Origin of the sequence: Pseudomonas sp. NPDC087336, assembly GCF_044744285.1 — a bacterium.
Lineage (GTDB): Bacteria > Pseudomonadota > Gammaproteobacteria > Pseudomonadales > Pseudomonadaceae > Aquipseudomonas.
The window spans coordinates 60945-83538 of record NZ_JBIUYA010000027.1; the positions used below are offsets into that span (position 1 = coordinate 60945).

Here is a 22594-nt window from a genome sequence, read left to right on the forward strand (position 1 = left end):
GTTCCGACTCTCTGTTTGTCAGTCGCTGAGCAAGCGGCCTTGGCGAATGGGGGTACTGCCGGCAATTTTCGCCAGCCACAGGCCGGGCTGGGCGAAGCGCAGGCGTTCGCGGGCATAAAGAATGCCGTCGGTGCTGGCGCGCACCACGCTGTGCTGATCGGTGAGCGGGTCAATCACTTCGAACAGCGGATCGCCGACCTCGACCCGGGCACCCAACGGTTGCAGATAACTCACCACCCCCGGGTGCGGCGCGTAGGCGTACTGCGCACCGGCAAACGGTGTCGCCTCACACTTGCCCGGTGGCGCCGCAGGCCAGTCACCGCTGATCAGGCCTTGCTCGGCGAGATAGCCGAGAATGGCCTGCGCGCTGTCGACACAGGTCTCGCGTTCAGTGTCCGCCATGCCGCGCAATTCGATTGTGGTGGCCGCACACGCCAGGGGAATGTTGGCTTGCGGGAAGCGCGCGGCCAGTTGCAGCCAGGGCAGTGCGCAGGCTTCATCGAAGGCGTTGCCGCCTGCCGCCTCGGCCAGCAGGGCAACGCCGGCGCCCAGGCGGGTAGCCAACGAGCGCAAGCGTGGCCAGTTTTGCGGCATGGTATACAACAGCATGATCGACTCGAAGTCGCAGTGCAGGTCCAGCACCACGTCGGCATCGCAGGCGTGCTGCATCAACAGGCGACGCAGGCCGTCGAGCTCCGAGGTCGCCGCTGGCAGGCTGGCGAGGGCATCGCCCATGGTGCGGCGGATCAGGGCGACGTTGGCGTCGGCATCGTCGCCCAATTGACCTTCCAGTCGTTGCGCCACGTCCTCGGCCAGTTCCGGGAAATCGCGATTGAAATTCTTCCCGCTGGAGAACTCGAAGCGACCTTGATGGGTGGCCTGGAACATCTGCGCGATTCCGATCGGATTGGCCATGGGCACCAACTCGATCACTGCGCTCAGGCGCCCTTGCTCTTCCAGCGCCTGCAGGCGGCGCTTGAGTTCGACGGCGACGCGCATCCCCGGCAACTCGTCAGCATGCAGGGAGGCCTGGATGTAGGCCTTGCGCGGCCCGCTGCCAAAACGGAACAGCGACAGCTTGCGCTCCGTGCCCGAGGCACTCCACGGCAAGAGGTATTGAATGTGCTGCATAAGACTCCTTAGTGCTTGCGCGGTGCCAGGTAGGCCAGCCAGCGGCGCTCGGCCAGCTTGAACAGACGAACGAGGATGAAGGTCAGGGCCAGATAGATCAGGCCCGCGGTAATGAACGCCTCGAACGGCAAATAGAACCGCGAACTGACCGTTCGCGCGGCGCCCGTGATATCCACCAGCGTGACGATCGACGCCAGGCTGGTGGTTTGCAGCATCATCAGCACTTCGTTGCTGTACTGCGGGAGCGCCCGGCGCAGGGCCGACGGCAGGAGAATCCGCCGGTACAGGGTCAGGCGCGACATGCCCATGGCCCTGGCGGCTTCGATCTCGCCGTGGGCCGTGGCCTTCAAGCTGCCGGCCAGCAGTTCGGCGCTGTAGGCACTGGTGTTGATCGCAAAGGCCAGGCAGGCGCAAAACGTTGCACTGGACAGGTACGGCCAGAGCGCGCTTTGGCGAACCGCTTCGAACTGCGCCAACCCGTAATAGATCAGGAACAGTTGCACCAGCATCGGCGTGCCGCGAATCACGTAGGTGTAGAGCCAGGCCGGGAAGTTCACCAACGGTGAACGGGATACGCGCATCAACGCGATGGGAATCGCCAGCACCAGGCCGATGGCCAGGGAAATCAGCAGGACTTTGAGGGTCACCAGGGCGCCATTGAGATACAGCGGCAGGTTTTCCCAGATCAGGTTGTAGTCGAGAATCATGGCGGTGCTCCCCGTTACAGCTCGGCGGCTTTGACGCCGACCGAGTAGTGTTTTTCCAGATAACGCAGCACCAGCAATGACACACTGGTCAGCATCAGGTAGAGCGCGGCCACCGTGAGGAAAAACGTGAACGGCTCATGGGTGGCGTCCGCGGCGTTCTTGGCCTTGAACATCATGTCCTGCAAGCCGATCACCGAGATCAGCGCGGTGGATTTGGTCAGTACCAGCCAGTTGTTGGTGAAGCCGGGAATGGCGAAACGGATCATCTGCGGCACCAGGATCCGCCAGAACACCTGCAAGCCACTCATGCCATAGGCAGCGCCGGCCTCGCCCTGGCCCTTGGGGATTGCCATGAAGGCGCCACGAAAGGTTTCCGAGAGATAGGCACCAAAGATGAAGCCCATGGTGCAGACGCCAGCGATAAAGGGATTGATGTCGATGTAGCGGGTGTAGCCCAGTGCGAGGGCAAGGCGGTTCACCAGATCCTGGCCGCCATAGAAGATCAGCAGGATCAACACAAGGTCGGGAATCCCGCGGATCAAGGTGGTATAGCCTTCGCCCAGTACCGCCAGCCATTTGAACGGCGACAACCGAAAGGCGGCGCCGATCAGGCCCAGGGCGATGGCCATGGTCATGGAGGTCAGGGCCAGGTTGATGGTCAGCCAGGCGCCATCGAGAATGCTCGATCCGTAGCCGTGGAGCATGATGAAGTTCCTCAAGCGAGCGCCGCAAGGCGCGCGAGACAAGCCACAAGTGGCGCCCGCACGGGCCGGCGCCAGGGTTTCGGGTAACGGCTTATTCGCCGTAGATATCGAAGGCGAAGTACCTGGCCATCACTTGCTGGTACTTGCCATTGCTGCGGATGGCATCAATCGCCGCACTCAGGCGTGCAACGTTGGCGCTGTCGCCTTTACGCACCGCGATCCCGGCACCCCTGCCGAAGTATTTGGGGTCGTTGATGTCGGGCCCAACCAGTGCAAAACCCTTACCCAGGGGCGTCTTGATAAAGCTCTCGTCGGTGTTGACGATGTCGGCGAGTGTGGCATCCAGGCGACCCGCCGCCAGGTCGAGAAAGGCTTCATTCTGTGAGGAGTAGCGAACGATCGAGACGCCGGCCTTCTCAAGCTGCTCGGTGGCGAAACGGTCGTAGGTCGAGGAGCGCTGGACCCCGACTTTCCTGCCCTTGAGATCGACCAACGGGTCGTTGATCACGTTGCCGGTCTTCATCGCGAACTTGCCCGGCGTGTGGTAGTACTTTTTGCTGAAGTCGACCGACTTCATGCGGTCGTCAGTGATCGACATCGACGACAGCACAGCGTCGATCTTGCGCACTTTCAGCGACGGGATCATGCCGTCGAATTCCTGGATGACCCATTCGCACCTGACCTTCATTTCTTCGCACAGCGCGTTGCCGATGTCGTAGTCGAAACCACTGACATTGCCCTCCGGCGTCTTGAAGGAGAAGGGCGGATAGGCGGCTTCGATACCGATGCGCAGGCTGTCGTCGTCCGCATGTGCCAGCAAGCTGGCGGCGCACAGTGCCAGAGTACCTAGAAGTTCTGTCTTGTTCATATTGTTGACTCCCTGGATGAGGTGTTTGGGTGTTGCGCGCAGCGATCGTCCGATCTGTCGAAGGGGACCGCTCCGGGGATTTGCGAGGCTATAAGTGGCACATTAAATTTCATAAATCAAACAAATGAAAAAAAACATATCAATGCCGGGCGAAAAATGCCAAAGCGTCACTGTCACTATTGGCAGGTCAGGCCCGGGCAAGACTCATGTGCAAACGCTCAGGCGGGCATGATGGCCGACAGCCGCTTTTTGCTGGATCCAGGGAGGGGACACGGGGTGGTAAGCGGACACGAATGCGGCCGCTGACTCGCGGGGAAACTGCGCCCCGCGTTGTCAATTTCAGCGAAAAAACCTGCTTTTCACTTGTACTTGATCACGATTCCTTTGAGTTTGCGGCCGTTAACGGTCTCCACATCGCGAGCCCATAGCGGCCCGTTGAGATAGGCACCTACCGGCTGGATATGGTCATAGACCACCACCACGGCATCGCCGCCGAGCTTGGCGGCTTCTTCGCGCAGTTTCTGCTCGACCTCGGTAATGGGCGGGGCCGGGTCGACACTGGCGTCGATCAGTATTTCGCCCAGTCGAATGTGCGGGCGAAGGGGCTCGGAGCGCAGCACCACGACTTCACTGGGCAGGGTCGGTGCGGGATGTTCCACGCCGACGTAGGCGGTGGTCTGGGCGTCGACTGTCGCGCAACCGCTGAGTGCCAGCAGGGCGGCGGCGAGCCCTCCTGCCAGCAGCGACAGTTTGAGACGGGTGGACCATGACGGGTCATGGGTGTGCATGATGGTTTCCTCCGAAGGGCCGCTGTCACACGGGTGGCTTGTTGACGGTAGCAGACGGCCCGGGAGTTGCCAGAGTGCCCGACCGTTCCAGGCCGGAGCTGCTTGCAGACTTGAACAGCGTCGCTGTGCGCGATCCTGTTACTGGTCCTTTTCGCAGTTGATCATCCACGACACGCCAAAGCGGTCGACCAACATGCCAAAACGCGCCGCCCAGAAGGTGGCCTCAAGTGGCATTTGCACCTTGCCGCCTTCGGACAGAGCCGAAAACACCTGTTCAGCCTCCTTGATGCTGTCGACATTCAGCGAAATCGAACAACCGCTCATCTCGTCGGTGGGGCGATCGGGGGTGGTGTCCGAGCCCATGATCGCCTGATCCCCCACGGCCAGCCGGGTGTGGATGATCAGATTGTGCAGATCCTTGGGTACGTGCTCGGCGGCGGGTGTTTCGCCGAAGGTCAGCATGGCTTCGATCTGGCCCTTGAGGCATTCGGCATAGAAGGTGAACGCGGCTTTGCAGTCGCCATTGAAGATCAGGTAGGGATTGATTTTCATGATTGCGCTCCCGGTCATTGAAGGGTCACATCGGATTGGACGCTTCGTCCAAGCGCGAATTCCGATGGCATTGACTGGGCAAGCAAAGCGCTAAAACGCGGCGGGAGCCTGGGTATTTTTAGATATTTTCTCGATAGGGCGCGCCAGGCTTATAGCCTCGCTCGTGCGCCGTGGGGCCAGCAAGCGCTCGATGGCGCCGCCGACCAGGTTCTCAAGCAGTTCATCATGCTCGCCTTCGTCCAGCGAATGGGCTGTCAGCCAGCAGGGAGCGCTGTTGAGCAAGGCGGCGATGGCATGACCGGCCGCCAGAAGTCCCGACTCACTGAACCTCGAACGGGCGCCGAGGATCACCATCAATTGGCGTTCGTACTGCTCGCGCAAGTGTCGAACCCGTGCCTGTTGCTCTTCGTTCAGGCAACTGCTGTCGCGTTCCACAAGGCGAAAATGCCAAGGCATCTCGCGATGCAAGTTCAGGTGCGCGCGGATCAGGCTGTTGAGTCGGTCGCGCTTGGCCGGCGCCTGTTGCTTGATGCGCCCCAGCGTGGCCAGCAGCTCTTCGTAGAACTCTTCGATCAAATCCAGCAGCAGGTGCTGTTTGCTCGGGTAATGGTGATACAGCGAGCCCGGGGAAAGCCCCAGGCACGTCGCGAGCTCACGCATGCCAACCTGACCGAAACCCTTGCTGGCGAACAGCTCCAGCACCTTGTCCCGGTATTCGGCGAAACGCGAGCAACGCTCAGGCATAGGCATGGAAGCCGCGCCCCGTCTTGCGTCCCAGGTATCCGGCGGCGACCATTTCCTTGAGCAATGGCGCCGGGCGGTATTTGCTGTCGTTGAAGCCGTCGTAGAAGGCTTGAAGGATCGCCAGCAGCGTATCCAGGCCGATCAGGTCCGCCAGGGCCAGCGGGCCGATAGGCTGGTTGCAGCCCAGGCGCATGCCGGCGTCGATGTCCTCGGCACTGGCCAGGCCTTCCTGCAAGACCAGGATCGCTTCGTTGATCATCGGCACCAGGATCCGGTTGACCACGAACCCCGGGCGGTTGCCGGCGGTGATCGCGGTTTTGCCCAGGCGGGTCGCCATGTCCAGCGCCAGGGCGTGGGTGGTATCGCTGGTTTGCAGGCCGCGAATGACTTCGATCAGGCCCATCACCGGCACCGGGTTGAAGAAGTGCAGGCCGATGAAGCGTTCAGGCTGACTGACACTGGCCGCCAGCTGGGTGATCGACAGCGACGACGTGTTGGAGGCGATCACGCACTCGGCGCCGACCTGCGCGGCAATCTGCTGCAGCACCCGCAGTTTCAGGTCGAGGTTCTCGGTGGCGGCTTCGATCACCAGTTGCGCATCGTGCAGGCTACTGAAGTCGGTGCTGGTGCGGATCTTGTCGAGGGCGGCGTTTTTTTGTTCGGCGCTCAGGGTTTCCTTGGCGACCTGGCGGTCAAGGTTCTTGCCGACGGTGGCGAGGGCTTTTTGCAGGGCAACCTCGCTGATGTCCAGCAGGGTCACGTTGAAACCGGCCAAGGCGCAGACTTGCGCGATGCCGTTGCCCATGGTGCCGGCGCCGATCACGCCAATGTTTTGCAGATTCATGTTGCCGTCCTTTCGATAAACCCTGCGATACCTTGGCCGCCGTGATGGCCGAAAGCGTACTATTGCCGCGAGTCTAGAGCCGGCACGGTGGTTGGCCTATGCCGAAACTGTTCAACGGCACTGATGTTTTTTGCCATTTCGGGTGATGGGGAGCGAAGCGTTCGCATGCGGGAAAAGGACTCGGTAGCCGCCTACTTCGTGCAGGCGATGATCCACGGGCTGGGGGACGACCCACAGCGTGTACGGGCCGTGCTGGAACAGGCCGGTATCGATCCGGCGCTGATGCAGGACCCCACGGCGCGGGTATCGGCCAATGCCTTTGCGGCGTTGTGGCTGATTCAGATCCGCGAGCTGAATGACGAGTTCTTCGGGCTCGATTCCCATGGCATGCCGCCGGGCGCATTCGCCCTGATTTGCCGCGCCTTGATTCAGGAGCCCGACCTGCACAAGGCCATGCGCCAGTGCCTGGCCAACTTCGCCCTGTTCCTCGAGGATTTTCGCGGCACGCTGACTGTGCGCGGCAAACGGGCGTTCATCAGCCTGGACAGCCAGGCGGCCAACGAAGACGTCAGCCGTTTCGGCGAAGAGACGTTCCTGGTATTGATGATCAGCCTGCTCTGCTGGCTGGGCGGAAGGCGCATCCCGATCGACCGCGCGGACTTTCGCCATGCGCGCCTGTCGCTCAGCGATGACCGTCTGCTCTGGGGCCCGAACCTGACCTTTGGCGCCGAGCGCACCGAAATCGAGTTCGCCAGTCATTACCTGCGCCTGCCGGTGGTCCAGGACCTGGCATCGCTCAAAGTGTTCTTGCGCACCGCGCCACAATGGCTGGTGATCCGCTTTCGCAACCAGCACGGCCTGGCGTCCCAGGTACACCAGCGCTTGCGCAACAGCCACTACAGCCAGTGGCCAACCCTGCAGGCCTTTGCCCTCGAACAGCACCTGAGCCCCAGCACCTTCCGCCGCAAACTGGAGCGCGAAGGCTGTTCCTATCAGGAAATCAAGGACGAAGTGCGGCGGGCGGTGGCGTTCGAACAGTTGCGCGGGAGCCAGTCCAGTATCGGCGATATCGCCGAACAACTGGGTTTCCAGGAACCGAGCGCGTTTCACCGGGCTTTCAAGAAGTGGACGGGGGAGAGTCCGGGGCGGTATCGGGCGCGGTTTCAGGGGGAACGGGTCGACACGGCGGAGCCTTTGGCGTGAGCCCGGTAGTTGCCCGCTTCACTTCGTTACTCGACCAGTCGCGGCGTGCCTTGCTGCTGGTCTGGGGCACCTCGCGCGGTTTGTTCCTCGGCCTGGTGCTGGCAACGCTGATTGCCGGCGTGCTTCCGGCGCTGGCGGCGTGGCTGGGCCAGCGCATTGTCGATGCCGTGGTCTTCGCCATGCAATTGCACGCGCAGCAGGGCAGTGCGCCGTTGTGGCCGGTGGTGCGCTATGTGCTGCTGGAGGCGGGTGTGCTGGCCTTGCTGTCCGGTGCGCAGCGGGCGCTGTCGGTACAGCAGTCGCTGTTGCGGGTGCAGCTGGGGCAGAAGGTCAATACGATGATTCTGGAAAAAGCCCAGACGTTATCGCTGGTGCAGTTCGAGAATTCGGAGTTCTACGACAAGCTGGTGCGGGTTCGGCGCGAAGCCTCGACCCGGCCGTTGGCGTTGGTGATGAAGTCGCTGGGGCTGATCCAGAACCTGATCGTGCTGATCAGCTTCGGTGTGTTGCTGGTGCACTTTTCGCCCTGGGCGCTGGTGTTGCTGGTGGTCGGCGCGTTGCCGGTATTTTTTGCCGAGGCGCACTTTTCCGGCGATGCCTTTCGCCTGTTTACCCGTCGCGCGCCGGAGAGTCGGCAACAGAACTACATCGAGACGCTACTTTCCCACGAGGGCTACATCAAGGAGGTCAAGCTGTTCGGTTTCGCGCCGCTGCTGTTGCAGCGTTACCGCGACACCTTTGCCAGGCTTTATGCCGAGGACCGGCGGCTGACCCTGCGTCGCGATGGCTGGGGATTTGTCCTCGGCCTGCTCGGCACCGCGGCGTTCTACCTGGCCTATGCCTGGGTGGTGGTCGATGCCGTCCACGGCAGCATCAGCCTCGGCCAGATGACCATGTACCTGGTGTTGTTCAAGCAGGGGCAGGCGGCGGTGAGCAGCAGCCTGAGCGCCATCAGCGGTCTGTACGAGGATGGCCTCTACCTGTCGAGCCTCTACGAATACCTGGCCGAACCCGTGGTTGCCGACACCGGCCATCTGACGGCGGGCGCGGTGCCTGGCGACGGCTTGCGCTTCGAGAACGTCGGTTTCTCTTACCCGGGTGCCAGTCGCGCCGCACTGACGGGCATCGACCTGCACCTGGTGCCGGGGCGCAGTGTGGCGCTGGTGGGGGAGAACGGTTCGGGCAAGACCACGCTGATCAAGCTGTTGACCCGGCTGTACCGTCCCGATCAAGGACGCATCCTGCTCGACGGCAGCGATCTGCAGGCTTGGGAGGAGGATGCGCTGCGTCGGCGGATTGGGGTGATCTTCCAGGACTACATTCGCTACCAGTTTTCCGTCGGCGAGAACATCGGCGTGGGCGACACGCTGGCGTTCAAGGATGAGCAGCGCTGGCAGCAAGCCGCCGCCGAAGGCATGGCCGCGCCGTTCATCGAGCGGCTCGATCGCGGCTACGCCACGCAGCTGGGGCGCTGGTTTGCCGGTGGGCTGGAGCTGTCTGGTGGGCAGTGGCAGAAAATCGCGCTGTCGCGGGCCTACATGCGCCGCGACGCCGATATCCTGATCCTCGACGAGCCAACCTCGGCACTCGACCCGGCGGCGGAAGCGGCGGTGTTCGAGCATTTCAGCCAGCACACCCAAGGCCGCATGACCCTGCTGATATCCCACCGTTTTTCCAGCGTGCGCAACGCCGACCACATCATCGTGCTGGATCAGGGCAGCATCCTTGAGCGCGGCGATCATGCCACGCTGGTTGCGGCAGGCGGGCGTTATGCGCAGTTGTTCGACCTGCAGGCCCGGGGCTATCGATAACCCTCGGGAGTCACCGGCGCCCCGTGAAAGCATGCCCCGTGAAACGACGAAAGCGATGGCACAGTCGACTTTGATGCTGTCTGACACTCCGCCTTCGCGAGCAAGCCCGCTCCCACAGGGGGATCTGCGCGGCTTTCAGTCCACGCGCAGCACGATCTTGCCGATGTGGTCGCCTGCTTCCATCCGCGCATGGGCCTGCGCCGCCTCGGTGAGCGCATAAACCTGGTCGATCATCGGCAGGCAACGCCCGGCCGCAAGCACCGGCCAGACGTATTCGCGCAGCTGCTCGGCGATCGAGGCTTTTTCTTCCCGGGTGCGCGCACGCAACAACGATCCTGTGATCGTGGCGCGTTTGCCCATTATCGCCAGCAGGTCGACATCCTTGCCGAAAGCGCCGCCGAGGAAGCCCAGCATCACCAGTCGACCTTCCATGCCCAATGCCGCGATATTCTGGTTCAGGTACGAGCCACCCATGATATCGAGGATGACGTTGACGCCCTTGCCGGCGGTTTTTTCGTGGATGACCTGGACGAAGTCCTGATCGCGGTAGTTGATCGCTTCGGCACCCAATTGGCGGATTACCGCGCACTTTTGCTCACTGCCCGCCGTGGCGAATGCCTTGATGCCGAATTCGCGGCACAACATCAAAGCGGTGGTGCCAATGCCACTGGTGCCGCCGTGGATCAACGCACGCTGGCCTTTGCTGGCGCCGCCCATGTCGAACAAATTGGCCCACACGGTAAAGAAGGTTTCCGGGACCGCCGCCGCCTGCACCCAGTCCATGCCTTCGGGTATCGGCAGGGTCTGGCTGGCCGGGACTACGCAGTACTGCGCATAGCCGCCGCCATTGGTCAGCGCACAGACCTTGTCGCCGACGATAAAGTCGCTGACATCGAAGCCCACGGCGACCACTTCACCGGCCACTTCCAGCCCCGGAATCGGGTTCATGCCGGGTTTCATCGGGTACTTGCCGGCGCGCTGGATCACGTCGGGACGATTGACCCCGGCGGCGTGCACGCGGATCAGCACTTCACCGACCCCCGCCGTGGGCACTGCCACCTGGCGCGGTTGCAGGACTTCAGGGCCACCGGGTTGGGTGATTTCAATCAGGGTCATGTCTTCAGGCAAATTCATTTCATATTCCTGTTTCTAGAATCTTTTGATCTTCATGGGCAACTGGCCTGAACAAGGTGGTCAGGTCGATTCATCAAACGCACGGCCAACTCCAGCAACAACGCCACGACAATTGCCCCGGCCGCCATCACGAACATCAGTCCATGGTGGCCGCCGCTGGCATTGAACAGGGCCGAATAAGCGAACCCGCAAATGGCCTGGAAGGTGGCGAAGGACACAGTGGCGCGACTCCAGGCCACCTGTTGCTGACGATGCCCGGGGACCAGTTCGTGAACCCGCGCCAATGCCAGCGGCACGATGCCCGGTGGGAACGAGCCGAGGATCAGTGCCAGCACGGCCAATGTCGCGAAGGAGCTGGAGACCGACAACAGGGCCACGGCAATCGCCTGCACCACCAGCACCAGGCGGATACTCGGCTTCGCGCCCAGTTGATCCGCAAGAAAACCATAGCTCACCGGCCCGATAATCGCGCCAAGGCCGTACATCACCCAGATCAGCGCGCCGATGTGTTGCCCGGCGCCGAGGCCGCGTGCCACGTAATCCACCAGGAACACCATGGCCGGCACCAACCCCGCCGCCATGAGTGCGTATTGGGCGAACAGCAAGTAGACACCCGGGTGGGTGCGGGTCGACGCGCCATGGGGCGTTGCTGCCATCGTTGCCTGGGGCGCAGTCGACGGCCAGCCAAACCAGCTGATGGCAGTCAGGACCAGTGCCAGCAAGCCGAGGCCCAACCAGGTTTGCTGCAGGCCCAGGCTCAACAGCGGCGGGACGATCGTCCCCGACCCGGCGATACCCAGCCCTATGCCGAGAAAGATCGCGCCACTGGCCAGGCCTTTGCGCGAGGCCGGCACATGGGGCAACACCGTGGCCGCTACCAGCACCATGATCGCGCCGCCGGCGACCCCCGAGAGCAAACGCCAGCCGAAAAACCAGCTCATCGACAAGGGAAAAGCACAGGCGAAGAACGACAGGGTGACTGCCAGCATCATCAGCCGCAGCGCAGTTTTGTTGGACGTGCGACGCGCCAACGGATGGCCGATCAGTGCCCCGATCAGGTAACCCACCAGGTTGGCGGCGCCGAGGTACACCACGTCGCCAGCGCAAAACCAGTGGGCCTGGATCAGCGAGGGGATCAACGGCGTATAGGCAAAACGCGCCAGGCCAATACTGACCAGGCTGGCGCACAGGCCGGCAAAAATCGGTAGCCAGAATGCGTTGCGTGGGGCGTTCGAGGGGCTGAGCATGGGCGCTCTCCTGCAAGTTTTTCACTGGTGAGTAGCTTAACCAGCTTTGCTGATGCACTAACGCAGCGATTTCGCGTTATGGTGATGCGTATATGCATCGTATGGAGAAGCCCATGAATTGGGATGACGCACGGGTATTTCTCGCGGTCTGCCGCGAGTCAACGCTGCGCGGTGCCGCGCGGGTGCTGGGGGTCGATCAGGCCACGGTCGGGCGGCGCATCACCGCGCTGGAAAAATCGTTGAGCGCCACGTTGTTCCTGCGTACCTCCGACGGGTATGCGCTGACAGCCGTGGGCGAAGCGGCCATGCGCGCGGTTGAGAAAATGGAGCATTCGGCGCTGGAACTGCAGCGGCGTATCCAGGGCCTCGATGACCGGCTGACGGGCACGGTGCGGGTGACCACCACCGACTCCCTGGCCATCGACTTCCTGATCCCGGCCGTCGCTCGCCTGCATCAACGTCACCCCGACGTGCGGGTGCAATTGGACGCTTCGACTCAAATCCTCAGCCTGGCCAAGCGCGAAGCCGACATAGCCGTGCGTAATACCCGGCCGGACAACCCGGACCTCATCGCCCGGCGAATCGCCCGTTGGCCGGTGGGCCTCTTCGCCTCGCAAGCTTACGTGGATGCCCACGGTATTCCCGAGCCCGGATCGGCGTTCGAAGGGCACGATCTGGTGGTGTATCAGCCGTATTTGCAGGCTGGCAAGGACATGACGCTGGTCAACGAACCTGTGGTACGCGGGCGGATCGCCGCGAGCCTGAGTTCCAGCCTGCTGGTGCGGCGCTCCATTGCCGAGGGGATCGGGATCGGGGAAATTTCGGTGTACGTGGGGCACAAGGATGGGCTGGTCCGACTGTGGCCGGAGCGCACGCGGACGTTGCCGTATGACGTGTGGCTGGTGACCCACGCGGACCTTCGACATACCGCGAGGGTCCGTGTGGTGATCGAGGAGATTGTCGAAGGGTTTTCCGGGGTCAATGTATCGGCTTGAGATTACGGCATTTGCGGCAGCTCTTGCGGCCGCAGGTCGAACACCAGTACTTCAGCATCCACCCCGTTGTTCAAGGTCAGCAGCTGTTCTTCGCGAATCCGCACGCCGTCGCCTTCCTGCATCGGCACGCCGTTGAGTTCGACGCGACAGCGAGCCACATGCACGTAGGCATAGCGATTGGCCGCCAGCTCCAGCGTGGCACTTTCCTTGCCATCGATCAGGCCGGCATACACCCGTGCATCCTGGCGCACTTTCAGCGAGCCCTGGGCGCCGTCGGGGGAGATGATCAATTGCAGGCGGCCGCGTTTCTTCTGCGTGCTGAAATGTTCTTGCTGATAGCGGGGCTTGGCACCGCTGACGTCCGGGACGATCCAGATTTGCAGAAAGTGCACCGGCCGCGAGTCCGAGTGGTTGTACTCGCTGTGCGCCACGCCGCTGCCGGCGCTCATCAACTGCACATCGCCAGGACGGATCACCGAGCCGGTTCCCAGGGTGTCCTTGTGCTCCAGCGCGCCCTCGAGCACATAGGAGAAAATCTCCATGTCTCGGTGCGGGTGCTGACCGAAGCCTTTACCGGCGGCCACGCGGTCATCGTTGATCACCAGCAGATCGGAAAAACCCTGTTCTTTCGGGTTGCGATAGCTGGCGAAGGAGAAGGTATGGAACGACTTCAGCCAACCGTGATTGGCCAGGCCACGATCCGATGCTTTGCGAAGGGTCAGCATGATGAAATCTCCTGTGGGGACGTTGATTCGTCCGAGTGAGGAGAAGGTTAATGTTAATCGCTTGGTGCAATAAGTAGATGAAAGCTGAAATACTGTCTCTTTCAGGTTGACAGTAAAGTACATGCGGGCGCGGTACCCCTGTGGGAGCGGGCTTGCTCGCGAATGCGGTGTTACATTCAACAATCTTGGTGTCTGATACACCGCCTTCGCGAGCAAGCCCGCTCCCACAAAGGCCAAACAGTCCGCGCCCCTTTTTGATTCCAGTGATCTTGAACCCATGAAAACCGTAGCAATGGTGCTGTTCCCCGACTTTCTCCTGCTCGACATGGCCGGGCCCATGGAGGTGTTTTCCATTGCCAATCGTTATCTCAAGCCCGGCGACCACTATGTACTAACGACCATTGGCACCGAGCCCGACGCACTGCGGGCATCCAATGGCGTAAAGGTGCAGGCTGACCTGCCTGTCGATCAGACCTGTGACGGCTTTGACATGTTGCTGGTGCCCGGTGGCCCCGGTGCCTACAACGAAAAACATCCGCCCTTGCTCGAGTGGCTCAAGCACAACGTCAGTCGATCGAAGGCCTATGGCTCGATCTGCACCGGGGCGTTTGTACTGGGGCACGCCGGTTTGCTCGACGGCTATCGCGTGACCACCCACTGGCATTACACCGAACGCCTGATCAAGGCATTCCCCAGGGCAACGGTCGAGACCGACCGGATCTACGTCCAGGACCGCAACCTCATCACTTCCGGTGGTGTCACCGCCGGCATTGACCTGGCACTGGCGGTGGTCGCCCAGGACCATGGCAAGAAGGTTGCCCAGGACGTGGCCAAGGTGTTGTTGGTGGTCATGAAACGCCAGGGTGGCCAGGCGCAGTTCAGCCCGTTGATGGCGGCGGTGGCCCCCCATGAGACGGCGATCACCCGGGTGCAGAACCATGTGCTCGAACACCTGGACGAAACCTTCAGCATCGAGCGCATGGCTGGCCTGGCCAACATGAGCCCGCGGCATTTCGCCAGGGTCTTCGCCCGGGAAGTGAACATGACCCCCATGGAGTTTCTGCAAAGTGCACGCATCGATTGCGCCAGGAACCTGCTGGAAACCGGTGACTTGCCGCTCAAGACCGTAGCGTTCAAAAGTGGCTTTGGCAGCGTGCGGCACATGCGTTTCCTGTTCGGTGAAAAGCTCGGCCTGACCCCGACCCAGTACCGCGAGCAATTCAGCTAGCGCCTTGTCCGTAGTGCGCACCCTAATGGCCGTGACGCTCCCCCCGTGACGGTTGTACCGTCACCCGGGCCTGCCAAGATACCGCTGAACTCATTGCAAGGAAGGTACGGAGCCTGGATGGCCTCGTGTGCCGGGCAGGTTTCCAGCGGGTGAAAGTGGATGAACAGCCATACAAACCAGACCAGTGACGCGGTGCTGCACTTTGGTCCCTACGCGTTCCACCTCAAGCAACGATTGGTCCTGGAAGGGGATCAGCCGTTGCGTCTGGGCGGGCGCGCGCTGGATATATTGCAGGTGCTGCTCGAGCAGGCAGGCTCGGTGGTCAGCAAGGGCGAGCTGATTGCCCAGGTCTGGCCGAGGTCGGTGGTCGAGGAAATCAACTTGCGGGTGCACATTGCTGCCCTGCGTCGGGTCTTTCGTGACGGGCAGGACGGGCATTGCTACATCGCCACTGTTCCCGAGCGTGGCTATAGCTTTGTCGCGCCGGTGCGCCAGGCGATGGAGCCTACGCCTTTAACCCGCGACGCCGTTGCGACGCCTCCACACAACCTGCCGGCACGACTCACGCCCGTCACCGGTCGCGATGCCATCGTCGGCAGCCTGGTGCGGCAGTTGCCGGTGCGCCGTTGCATGACCCTGGTCGGGCCCTGTGGCATCGGCAAAACCACCGTTGCCCTGCGAGTCGCCGAATTGCTGTTGCAGCACTATCGCGATGGCGTGTGGCGGGTGGATCTGGCGATGATCGATGACCCGGCGCAGCTGGTCGATCATCTGACGCGCACCTTGCAGCTGGGCATCGGCACGCCCCTGGACGCGTTGGGGCAATGGCATGCATTGCTGGTTTTCGACAATTGCGAACACTTGCTTGAAAGCTGTCGGTCACTGGTCGAGGCGCTACTGACGTCGGCACCCCGTCTGTCGATTCTGGTCACCAGCCGTGAACCGCTGCGGGTCAGCGGCGAAACACTCCTGCCGTTGCCGCCGCTGCTGGTACCACCCGCATCGGCATTGTGCAGTCTCGATGAGTTCATGGGCTATTCGGCGGTGCAGTTGTTCGTCAGCCGTGCCCGCGCCCGTCAGCAAGGATTTGCCCTGCGTGAGCAGGACCTCAAGGCCGTGCGCGAAATCTGTCGGCGACTCGATGGTTTGCCCCTGGCCATTGAGCTGGCGGCGGCGCAGATCGATGCGCTGGCGCTGGTGGGAATTCAAGCGCAACTGGATAACTGCTTTCAGATGCTGACCCAGGGGCGACGCACGGCAATCGCGCGGCACCAGACCCTGAAAGCGGCCCTGGACTGGAGCTATGAGCGATTGGCACCGATGGAGCAAACCGTGCTGCAACGTCTAGCGGTGTTCAAGTCTGCGTTTACCCTGGACGCGGCGATGGGCGTGATCAGTTGCGCGATGCTGCCGCCGTCGAGCCTGGCCTGCGTAATGGAGAGCCTGGCACTCAAATCGCTGCTGTCGCTGGAGCCAGTGCGCGGTGTGACCCGCTATCGCTTCCTCAATACGACCCGTTGCTATGCCCTGGAAAAACTCGAACAGAGCGGGGCCTTGCGCACCTTCGAAATGCGCTATGCCGGCTACGTCAGTCACACCCGCCGACCTTCAGCCAGGCAGGTGGCCCTGCAGCTCGGCGAGTAACCGCTGCACAGCGACCAGGTCCGGCGTGGCATGGCCTTCGGTAAATCGCTGGTAGATCGGCGACAGCAGCTCCCGGGCTTGGCGGTAGCGGCCCTGACGCTGCCAAAGCCGCGCCAGCGAGGTGGCGCTGCGCAGCTCCCAGGCCAGGGCGCCCTGGGCTTTTGCCACGTTGAGCGCCTTGATCAACAGGGACTCGGCGGCACAGTTTTTCACCGGGCACTCGACGGCCAGCAGCGCATTGGCCCTGGCCCGCAGAATCTCCGCGGTGCTCCAGCCTGCCGCGCCGGTCTCGGCGCGTTGCAGCAAATCGTCATCGACCAGGCCGCTGTCGAGGGTGACCATGATTTCCTTGATCAAACCCACACCCGGACGAGGCAGCGCAGGGGCGTCGGTACTGTCGATGACCTGCGCATAGTGTCGCGCCCAGGTGTAGAACAGCAGCACCGAGTGTTTCTGCGCTTGTTCCAGCAACAGGCGCAAGAGTTCGCGAGCGGTTTGGCAGTCGCCGTTGTAATGGGCGATCAGGCAGCCCGACAGGGCCAGGGTGTAGCAGATCGAGGTGCCATGGTTGATCTGCAGCGCAACGTCCAGCGCCTGCCGGGCGGTACGCCAGGCTTGCTCGGGGTGGCCCTGGATCCAGAGGATGCGGGCAAGGATGGTCAGGGCCGCTACGCTCTGGTCGTACTGCACGCCAAACCCGTGGGTGAAGCGATTGAGATGGCCGCTGTGGGCCATGCGCTGGATCACCTCTTCGGCGTTCATCCGCGCCCGTTGCTGATCGCCGGCAAAGTGCAGGGTCAGCACGCGCAGGCGATGGGTGCTCAAGGACAGCGCCGCGTCGCTGTGCAGCCCCAGTCGGTCGAACTGCTCGCTCTGTTCCAGGGCCATTTGATAATGGCCGCAACTGAGGTTGACCGCCAGGTGCCCGGAAACGGCGCGCAATTGTCCGGCCACGTCGTTGCACTGATTGGCCAAGGCCCGGGCGCTTACGAAGGCTTCGACGGTTTCTGCCGTGCCGCCCTGGGCGTGGTAACAGGTGCTGCCCAAGGCCAGTTTCAACAACATTTTCAGTTGCGGACAAGGCTCGGGCGCTGCATCGAGCAGCGTCAGGGCCTTGCGCACATATCCGCCGTATTCGTTGAGCAGCGACAGTTCCTGCCACAGCGGCGTGGACGTCGCGGTCAGGCGGATGGCCAGCGCATGCGGCCCTGACGCGGACAGCCCCCAGTCGAGCGCCGCACGGATGTCTTGCAAACCGCGGGCATAACGTTCGATCCACTGCCCGGTGGGAATATGTTCCCAGTCGTTCTGCGCCTGCTGCATCAGGGCCAGGCATCTTTGGGCGTGGCGGTCGCGGGTGGCGGGCAGTTCAGCGCTCTGTTCGAGTTTTTCCAGGGCATAACTGCGGGTGGTGTCGAGCAGGCGGTAGAACACCTCTTCGTCCCCGACGTCCACATTCAGCAGCGACTTGGCCACCAGTTGCGTGATCGAGCCAAACACCTCGCGCGGCTCAATGTGTTCGCCAACGATCACCGCCGCTGCCGATTCCAGGGTAAAGCCACCGCCGAAGATGCCCAGTCGACGCAGGCAGGTTTGTTCGCAGGCATTGAGCAGGTTGAAGCTCCAGTCCAGCGTCGTGCGCAGGGTCTGATGCCGGCCCAGGGTCGTCTGGCTGCTGTGGGTGAGCCAGCGAAAACTTTCCTGCAACTGCTTCAGCAAACCCTGCAGGCCAAGGTTCGCGACTTGCGCGGCCGCCAGTTCCAGGGCCAGCGGAATGCCGTCCAGGCGCCGGCAGATATCAATCACCAGTGGCAGTTGGGTGTCGGTCAGTTCAAAGCTGTCGTGGTTGGCCATGGCCCGCTCGACAAACAGCTGCAGCGCGGAAAAACCCATGGCCTGGGCGCGGTCCAGCACCGCAATGGGCGGGGGGCAGTCCAGTGATTCCAGACGCTGCACGAATTCACCCTCGGCTCGCAGGCTCTCGCGGCTGGTGGCCAGGATATGCACCTGCGGCGCGCCACGCAGCAGGCTTTCACACAACAGCGCCACGCTGTCGATCAGGTGTTCGCAGTTGTCGATCACCAGCAACATATGCCGTTCGCGCAGGAACGTGGCGAGGCTGTTCATCGGTTCGCTGTCGTGCAGGGACAGTTCCAGCACGGCCGCCAGGTGACCGCTGATCATTGCCGGATCGTTGATCGGCGTCAGGTCCAGCAGGCGGATGCCGTCGCGGTAGCGGCCGATCAGTTGCTCGGCAACGCGCAGGGCGACGGTGGTCTTGCCGATGCCGCCGGGGCCGACGAGGGTGATGAAGCGCTGGCGCGGCAGTTGCGCCACCAGACTGTCGACCAGCACCTGGCGGCCGATCAGGCGGGTGCGGCGCAAGGGCAGGTTGTGGCCACTCGATTCAACGGCGTCGCTTTGTGGACCTCGTCCGGTTTGCTCCAGCGAGCACGGCGCGACAAAGCTGTAGCCACGCTGGGCCACGGTGACGATGTAGCGCTGGCCGGCCTGACCGTCGCCGAGGGCCTTGCGCAGGGCTGCCATGTGCACCCGCAGGTTGATCTCTTCCACCACGCTGTCGGGCCAGACTTGCGCCATCAGGTCTTGCTTGCTGACCACCTTCCCGGCGTGTTCCAGCAGGATCAACAGGATGTCCATGGCGCGTCGGCCCAGGCGCAGGGGCCGCTCGGATTCCATCACCAGACGTTGTCCGGGGTAGATCCTGTAGGGGCCGAAATGCACAGCCTGTTCGGGGGCGAGGGTCAACGGGTCACTCCTGTATGCATGCGTCTGAAACGCGCTTTTCGAGCATATTCCTCAGGTTTTCGTCGGCGTGCAATGCGCTGCGCGGGTGCCTGTGGCTCAAGGGCATTGAATGACAAGTATCAGGTAAAGCCGGGCGGTCCCGTGAACATGGGCCGGGGACGCGGTAAACCGTTGCGTCAGGACTTTTGGCGTGCCTGGGAAAATTAACAACGTTTAACTCGTCGTGCGTCCGGTCTACGCCCAAAACTCTGCGTCTTCAACCTCCACCGGTCGTGTGCAAGCAAGCTCACGCCCACAAAGGACGCCGGAAATGAGCAAGGTGGTAGTGGTCTATCACAGTGGTTACGGGCACACCCGGGTCATGGCCGAAGCCGTGGCCCAGGGCGTGCAACGGCACGCGGGCAGCACCTGCCGGCTCATTGCCGTCGAAGACGTGGACGAACACTGGGCGTGTTTGCACCACGCCGACGCGATCATTTTCGGTGCCCCGACCTACATGGGCAGCGCTTCGGCGGCCTTCAAGGCCTTCATGGAGGCCACGGCGGCGTTTTACCTGGCGCAACCGTGGCGCGACAAACTGGCGGCCGGCTTCACCAATTCCGGCTGCCTGTGCGGCGACAAACTCAACACCTTGCTGCAAATGGCGGTGTTCGCCGCCCAGCATTCGATGATCTGGGTCGGCCTCGACCTGCTGCCCGCACGCTCCGTCACGGGCGTGTTCGACGGGCAAATGAACCGGCTGGGCAGTTCGTTGGGCGCCATGGCCCAGTCGAATGTCGAACAGTCCCCCGACCTGGCACCGCCGGCCGAAGATCGCTGCACCGCGGCGCACCTGGGCGAGCGCGTGGCGCGGCTGGCCGAGCGAATGGGCCGCACATCCGATTGATTTACCAGAACCCCACGTAAGGAGCACGCCCCATGAGTACGTTCACCACCCGCGACGGCACCGAGATTTACTTCAAGGACTGGGGGACCGGTCAGGCGATCGTCTTCAGCCACGGTTGGCCGCTCAATGCCGACAGTTGGGAATCGCAAATGTTGTTCCTGGCCGGCCAGGGTTACCGCGTCATCGCCCACGACCGCCGTGGGCATGGCCGTTCCAGCCAGCCATGGTTCGGCAACGACATGGACACCTACGCCGATGACCTGGCGCAACTGATCGAACACCTGGACTTGCACAACGTCGTGCTGTTCGGCTTCTCCACCGGTGGCGGTGAAGTGGCACGTTATATCGGGCGTCACGGCACCGAACGGGTGGCCAAGGCCGGGCTGATTTCCTCGGTGCCGCCGCTGATGCTCAAGACCGACGCCAATCCCGGCGGCCTGCCGATCGAAGTGTTCGACGGCATTCGCCAGGCGTCGCTGGTGGATCGCTCGCAGCTGTACAAGGACCTCGCCAGCGGCCCGTTCTTCGGCTTCAACCAACCTGGCGCCACGCCGTCCCAGGGCATGATCGACTGGTTCTGGATGCAGGGCATGACCGCCGGCCACAAGAACGCCTACGACTGCATCAAGGCGTTCTCGGAAACCGACTTCACCGAAGACCTGAAGAAGTTCGACGTGCCGACGCTGGTGGTGCATGGCGACGCCGACCAGGTGGTGCCAATCGAGGCGGCGGGTATTGCTGCGGCGGCATTGGTGAAAGGTTCGCAGCTGAAGGTCTACCCTGGCGCGCCCCATGGCTTGACCGACACCCACAAGGATCAGCTCAACGCCGATCTGCTGGCCTTCCTCAAGGGTTGATGTGCGCCGGCGATGGCGCCCGTGAGGTAACCATCGCCGGCTCCTGCAGGGTTGTTTGTGCGGGTGAGGTGGGGAGGGCGCGTACGGTCCGGCAACGCCACGCAAACGGATTGATGCCTTCACTGCGGGTGAACATGTGGCAGAAGTGCGCCTGGTCGCAGAAGCCGCATTCGAGGCTGATCTGCGTCAGGCTCAGGTCAGTGTGCTGGATCAGCAGCTTGGCCCGGGCGATGCGTTGTTGACGGATCCATTCCTGGGGCGAACAACCGGTGCTGCACTTGAACGCACGGGAGAAATGACTGCGCGACAACGAGCAGGCCTGGGCCAGTTCGGTCACTTGCAGGGATTGGCCGAGGCGCTCGAGGATCAGTCGTTTGACCAACCGTTCCCGCTGCGGGCTGAGGCCGCGGGTGCTTTTGCCTTGTGTTTGCGCGACTGCCTCGCGGGCGGCGCTTTGCTGCAACTGAGCCATGGCGAATGTCCGTGTCGGTAGGCTTCATTCTTGAACTCCAGGGCTCTGGCATGCGAGTTAAACGTTGTTAATTCCTCGTCCGGGGCGGGCAGTCTTGGACAAAGTCAGACACAATCGCTGCCTCGCGCCTGGCTCAACACAAAAAGGAACCGTGCCTATGAACCGTAACGATCTGCGCCGCGTCGACATGAACCTGTTGGTGATTTTCGAAGCCTTGATGTTCGAGAAGAACCTGACCCGCGTTGCGGAGAAACTGTTCATGGGCCAGCCGGCCGTGAGTGCGGCCCTGGGGCGGTTGCGCGATCTGTTCGACGACCCCTTGCTGTTGCGCAACGGTAGAAGCATGGAGCCGACGGCGCGGGCAGTGGCGATTCTCAAGGAGCTGCAACCGGCGATGGACACTATTTCCGGCGCGGTCAGTCGGGCCAAGGAGTTCGATCCGGCGACCAGTTGCGATGTATTTCGCATTGGCCTGTCGGACGATGCCGAGTTCGGTTTGTTTCCGCCACTGCTGAGCAAGCTGCAGGAAGAAGCACCGGGCATTGTCGTGGTGGTCCGCCGGGCCAATTACCTGCTGATGCCGGCCTTGCTGGCGTCGGGGGAAATCTCCGTGGGCGTCAGCTACACCACCGACCTGCCGGCCAATGCCAAGCGCAAGAAGCTGCGAGATATTCCCTGCAAAGTGCTGCGCGGTGACAAGCGACCGGGGACGCTGACCCTGGATGAGTACTGTGCGCGTCCCCATGCGATGGTCTCGTTTTCCGGGGACCTGAGCGGCAATATCGACCTGGATCTGGCGAAAGTTGGCCGCACCCGCCGCGTGGTGTTGGGGGTGCCGCAGTTCAGTGGTTTGCGCGCGTTGCTCGCCGGCACCGAGATGATTGCCACGGTGCCCGACTATGCCGCTTGCGCGTTGGTGGAAGGGTGTGGCTTGCGCGCTGAAGATCCGCCGTTCGAGATTGCGGCGGCGCAGTTGTCGATGGCGTGGAGCGGGGTGCATGACAATGATCCGGCGGAGCGCTGGTTGCGGTCGCGGATCAGTCAGTTCATGTCTGAGCCTTTGGCGGTTCCTGTTTGACCTTGGCGGCCTGGTAGCCGACCAGGTTGCTGGTTGTTTGTGTACATATCCGTTGCTGCGGTAACGGCCACTTAGGGTTTCGCCCTTACGGCGACTCACTTTTTTTTTCAAACCGGTACGTGTCAAGGTACCTGTCGCCTTGGTCCTACAGTTGTTAGCCCGTTGCGCCCTTAATTTCAGGACGCTCCGGGTTTAAATACACCGCAT

At 62.4% G+C, this 22594-nt stretch carries 21 protein-coding genes; 8 read left to right on the forward strand and 13 right to left on the reverse strand.

Annotated elements, in window-relative coordinates; translation table 11 throughout:
* Positions 1-18: 18 nt before the first annotated feature.
* The 8 genes from ACIO0C_RS23835 to ACIO0C_RS23870 form a co-directional block, all read right to left on the reverse strand.
* On the reverse strand, positions 19-1131 hold the full coding sequence (locus ACIO0C_RS23835; RefSeq protein ID WP_401315665.1) for a succinylglutamate desuccinylase/aspartoacylase family protein: 1113 nt from the start codon (positions 1129-1131) through the stop codon (positions 19-21).
* 8 nt (positions 1132-1139) lie between these two features.
* Positions 1140-1838, reverse strand: coding sequence for an ABC transporter permease (locus ACIO0C_RS23840; RefSeq protein WP_248687616.1), 699 nt, complete (start codon positions 1836-1838; stop codon positions 1140-1142).
* Positions 1839-1852: 14 nt separating this feature from the next.
* Positions 1853-2542, reverse strand: a complete 690-nt coding sequence (locus ACIO0C_RS23845) for an ABC transporter permease (RefSeq protein WP_008066123.1) — start codon at positions 2540-2542, stop codon at positions 1853-1855.
* Between the two features lie 91 nt (positions 2543-2633).
* Positions 2634-3410 carry an ABC transporter substrate-binding protein gene (locus ACIO0C_RS23850; RefSeq protein WP_401315666.1) on the reverse strand — a complete coding sequence of 259 codons (777 nt, stop codon included), beginning with the start codon at positions 3408-3410 and terminating at the stop codon, positions 2634-2636.
* Between the two features lie 359 nt (positions 3411-3769).
* A complete protein-coding gene (locus ACIO0C_RS23855; protein WP_401315668.1) occupies positions 3770-4198 on the reverse strand; it encodes a hypothetical protein in 429 nt (142 codons plus the stop codon).
* A gap of 138 nt (positions 4199-4336) precedes the next feature.
* Positions 4337-4750 (reverse strand): VOC family protein, encoded by a 414-nt coding sequence (locus ACIO0C_RS23860; protein ID WP_401315669.1) that lies wholly within the window; start codon positions 4748-4750, stop codon positions 4337-4339.
* Between the two features lie 90 nt (positions 4751-4840).
* Positions 4841-5500 (reverse strand): TetR/AcrR family transcriptional regulator, encoded by a 660-nt coding sequence (locus ACIO0C_RS23865; RefSeq protein WP_401315670.1) that lies wholly within the window; start codon positions 5498-5500, stop codon positions 4841-4843.
* Entirely contained in the window at positions 5487-6338 is an 852-nt protein-coding gene (locus ACIO0C_RS23870) for a 3-hydroxybutyryl-CoA dehydrogenase (protein WP_401315672.1), read from the reverse strand. The genes ACIO0C_RS23865 and ACIO0C_RS23870 overlap by 14 nt, the downstream gene beginning before the upstream one ends.
* A 165-nt stretch (positions 6339-6503) precedes the next feature.
* On the opposite strand from ACIO0C_RS23870, the gene ACIO0C_RS23875 reads away from it, so the two are divergent.
* Positions 6504-7541 (forward strand): AraC family transcriptional regulator, encoded by a 1038-nt coding sequence (locus tag ACIO0C_RS23875; protein ID WP_401315674.1) that lies wholly within the window; start codon positions 6504-6506, stop codon positions 7539-7541.
* Positions 7538-9352, forward strand: coding sequence for an ABC transporter ATP-binding protein (locus ACIO0C_RS23880; RefSeq protein ID WP_401315675.1), 1815 nt, complete (start codon positions 7538-7540; stop codon positions 9350-9352). The genes ACIO0C_RS23875 and ACIO0C_RS23880 overlap by 4 nt, the downstream gene beginning before the upstream one ends.
* A 135-nt stretch (positions 9353-9487) precedes the next feature.
* On the opposite strand, the gene ACIO0C_RS23885 is transcribed toward ACIO0C_RS23880, so the two are convergent.
* Entirely contained in the window at positions 9488-10486 is a 999-nt protein-coding gene (locus ACIO0C_RS23885) for an NAD(P)H-quinone oxidoreductase (protein ID WP_401315676.1), read from the reverse strand.
* 32 nt (positions 10487-10518) lie between these two features.
* Positions 10519-11733 carry a YbfB/YjiJ family MFS transporter gene (locus ACIO0C_RS23890; RefSeq protein WP_401315677.1) on the reverse strand — a complete coding sequence of 405 codons (1215 nt, stop codon included), beginning with the start codon at positions 11731-11733 and terminating at the stop codon, positions 10519-10521.
* A 113-nt stretch (positions 11734-11846) separates the two neighbouring features.
* Here ACIO0C_RS23890 and ACIO0C_RS23895 point away from each other — a divergent pair, with 113 nt between their 5' ends.
* Positions 11847-12728, forward strand: a complete 882-nt coding sequence (locus ACIO0C_RS23895; RefSeq protein WP_401315678.1) for a LysR family transcriptional regulator — start codon at positions 11847-11849, stop codon at positions 12726-12728.
* A gap of 2 nt (positions 12729-12730) precedes the next feature.
* On the opposite strand, the gene ACIO0C_RS23900 is transcribed toward ACIO0C_RS23895, so the two are convergent.
* On the reverse strand, positions 12731-13453 hold the full coding sequence (locus tag ACIO0C_RS23900) for a pirin family protein (protein ID WP_401315680.1): 723 nt from the start codon (positions 13451-13453) through the stop codon (positions 12731-12733).
* A 277-nt stretch (positions 13454-13730) separates the two neighbouring features.
* Between ACIO0C_RS23900 and ACIO0C_RS23905 the strand changes: the two genes are divergently transcribed.
* The gene (locus ACIO0C_RS23905) at positions 13731-14681 is read left to right on the forward strand and encodes a GlxA family transcriptional regulator (RefSeq protein WP_401315681.1); all 951 of its coding nucleotides are present in this window, start codon (positions 13731-13733) and stop codon (positions 14679-14681) included.
* A 159-nt stretch (positions 14682-14840) separates the two neighbouring features.
* On the forward strand, positions 14841-16325 hold the full coding sequence (locus ACIO0C_RS23910) for an ATP-binding protein (RefSeq protein WP_401315682.1): 1485 nt from the start codon (positions 14841-14843) through the stop codon (positions 16323-16325).
* Here the strand turns inward: ACIO0C_RS23910 and ACIO0C_RS23915 are convergent.
* Complete coding sequence (locus ACIO0C_RS23915; RefSeq protein WP_401315684.1) at positions 16290-19094, reverse strand: ATP-binding protein; 2805 nt, start codon at positions 19092-19094, stop codon at positions 16290-16292. The two genes, ACIO0C_RS23910 and ACIO0C_RS23915, sit on opposite strands and share 36 nt — an antisense overlap.
* Before the next feature lie 310 nt (positions 19095-19404).
* Between ACIO0C_RS23915 and ACIO0C_RS23920 the strand changes: the two genes are divergently transcribed.
* Both ACIO0C_RS23920 and ACIO0C_RS23925 read left to right on the forward strand, forming a co-directional pair.
* On the forward strand, positions 19405-19980 hold the full coding sequence (locus ACIO0C_RS23920; protein ID WP_401315686.1) for a flavodoxin family protein: 576 nt from the start codon (positions 19405-19407) through the stop codon (positions 19978-19980).
* A gap of 32 nt (positions 19981-20012) precedes the next feature.
* Complete coding sequence (locus ACIO0C_RS23925) at positions 20013-20837, forward strand: alpha/beta fold hydrolase (protein WP_401315688.1); 825 nt, start codon at positions 20013-20015, stop codon at positions 20835-20837.
* Here ACIO0C_RS23925 and ACIO0C_RS23930 read toward each other — a convergent pair.
* Positions 20827-21309 (reverse strand): helix-turn-helix domain-containing protein, encoded by a 483-nt coding sequence (locus ACIO0C_RS23930; protein WP_401315689.1) that lies wholly within the window; start codon positions 21307-21309, stop codon positions 20827-20829. The genes ACIO0C_RS23925 and ACIO0C_RS23930 overlap by 11 nt on opposite strands.
* 157 nt (positions 21310-21466) lie before the next feature.
* On the opposite strand from ACIO0C_RS23930, the gene ACIO0C_RS23935 reads away from it, so the two are divergent.
* On the forward strand, positions 21467-22387 hold the full coding sequence (locus ACIO0C_RS23935) for a LysR substrate-binding domain-containing protein (RefSeq protein WP_401315691.1): 921 nt from the start codon (positions 21467-21469) through the stop codon (positions 22385-22387).
* Positions 22388-22594 lie beyond the last annotated feature (207 nt).

Excerpts from the sequence above, each read along its gene's own strand:
- ACIO0C_RS23835 (WP_401315665.1), bottom strand. The coding sequence starts at position 1,131 with ATGCAGCACATTCAATACCTCTTGCCGTGGAGTGCCTCGGGCACGGAG.
- ACIO0C_RS23840 (WP_248687616.1), bottom strand. The coding sequence starts at position 1,838 with ATGATTCTCGACTACAACCTGATCTGGGAAAACCTGCCGCTGTATCTC.
- ACIO0C_RS23845 (WP_008066123.1), bottom strand. The coding sequence starts at position 2,542 with ATGCTCCACGGCTACGGATCGAGCATTCTCGATGGCGCCTGGCTGACC.
- ACIO0C_RS23850 (WP_401315666.1), bottom strand. The coding sequence starts at position 3,410 with ATGAACAAGACAGAACTTCTAGGTACTCTGGCACTGTGCGCCGCCAGC.
- ACIO0C_RS23855 (WP_401315668.1), bottom strand. The coding sequence starts at position 4,198 with ATGCACACCCATGACCCGTCATGGTCCACCCGTCTCAAACTGTCGCTG.
- ACIO0C_RS23860 (WP_401315669.1), bottom strand. The coding sequence starts at position 4,750 with ATGAAAATCAATCCCTACCTGATCTTCAATGGCGACTGCAAAGCCGCG.
- ACIO0C_RS23865 (WP_401315670.1), bottom strand. The coding sequence starts at position 5,500 with ATGCCTATGCCTGAGCGTTGCTCGCGTTTCGCCGAATACCGGGACAAG.
- ACIO0C_RS23870 (WP_401315672.1), bottom strand. The coding sequence starts at position 6,338 with ATGAATCTGCAAAACATTGGCGTGATCGGCGCCGGCACCATGGGCAAC.
- ACIO0C_RS23875 (WP_401315674.1), top strand. The coding sequence starts at position 6,504 with ATGCGGGAAAAGGACTCGGTAGCCGCCTACTTCGTGCAGGCGATGATC.
- ACIO0C_RS23885 (WP_401315676.1), bottom strand. The coding sequence starts at position 10,486 with ATGAATTTGCCTGAAGACATGACCCTGATTGAAATCACCCAACCCGGT.
- ACIO0C_RS23890 (WP_401315677.1), bottom strand. The coding sequence starts at position 11,733 with ATGCTCAGCCCCTCGAACGCCCCACGCAACGCATTCTGGCTACCGATT.
- ACIO0C_RS23895 (WP_401315678.1), top strand. The coding sequence starts at position 11,847 with ATGAATTGGGATGACGCACGGGTATTTCTCGCGGTCTGCCGCGAGTCA.
- ACIO0C_RS23900 (WP_401315680.1), bottom strand. The coding sequence starts at position 13,453 with ATGCTGACCCTTCGCAAAGCATCGGATCGTGGCCTGGCCAATCACGGT.
- ACIO0C_RS23905 (WP_401315681.1), top strand. The coding sequence starts at position 13,731 with ATGAAAACCGTAGCAATGGTGCTGTTCCCCGACTTTCTCCTGCTCGAC.
- ACIO0C_RS23910 (WP_401315682.1), top strand. The coding sequence starts at position 14,841 with ATGAACAGCCATACAAACCAGACCAGTGACGCGGTGCTGCACTTTGGT.
- ACIO0C_RS23920 (WP_401315686.1), top strand. The coding sequence starts at position 19,405 with ATGAGCAAGGTGGTAGTGGTCTATCACAGTGGTTACGGGCACACCCGG.
- ACIO0C_RS23925 (WP_401315688.1), top strand. The coding sequence starts at position 20,013 with ATGAGTACGTTCACCACCCGCGACGGCACCGAGATTTACTTCAAGGAC.
- ACIO0C_RS23930 (WP_401315689.1), bottom strand. The coding sequence starts at position 21,309 with ATGGCTCAGTTGCAGCAAAGCGCCGCCCGCGAGGCAGTCGCGCAAACA.
- ACIO0C_RS23935 (WP_401315691.1), top strand. The coding sequence starts at position 21,467 with ATGAACCGTAACGATCTGCGCCGCGTCGACATGAACCTGTTGGTGATT.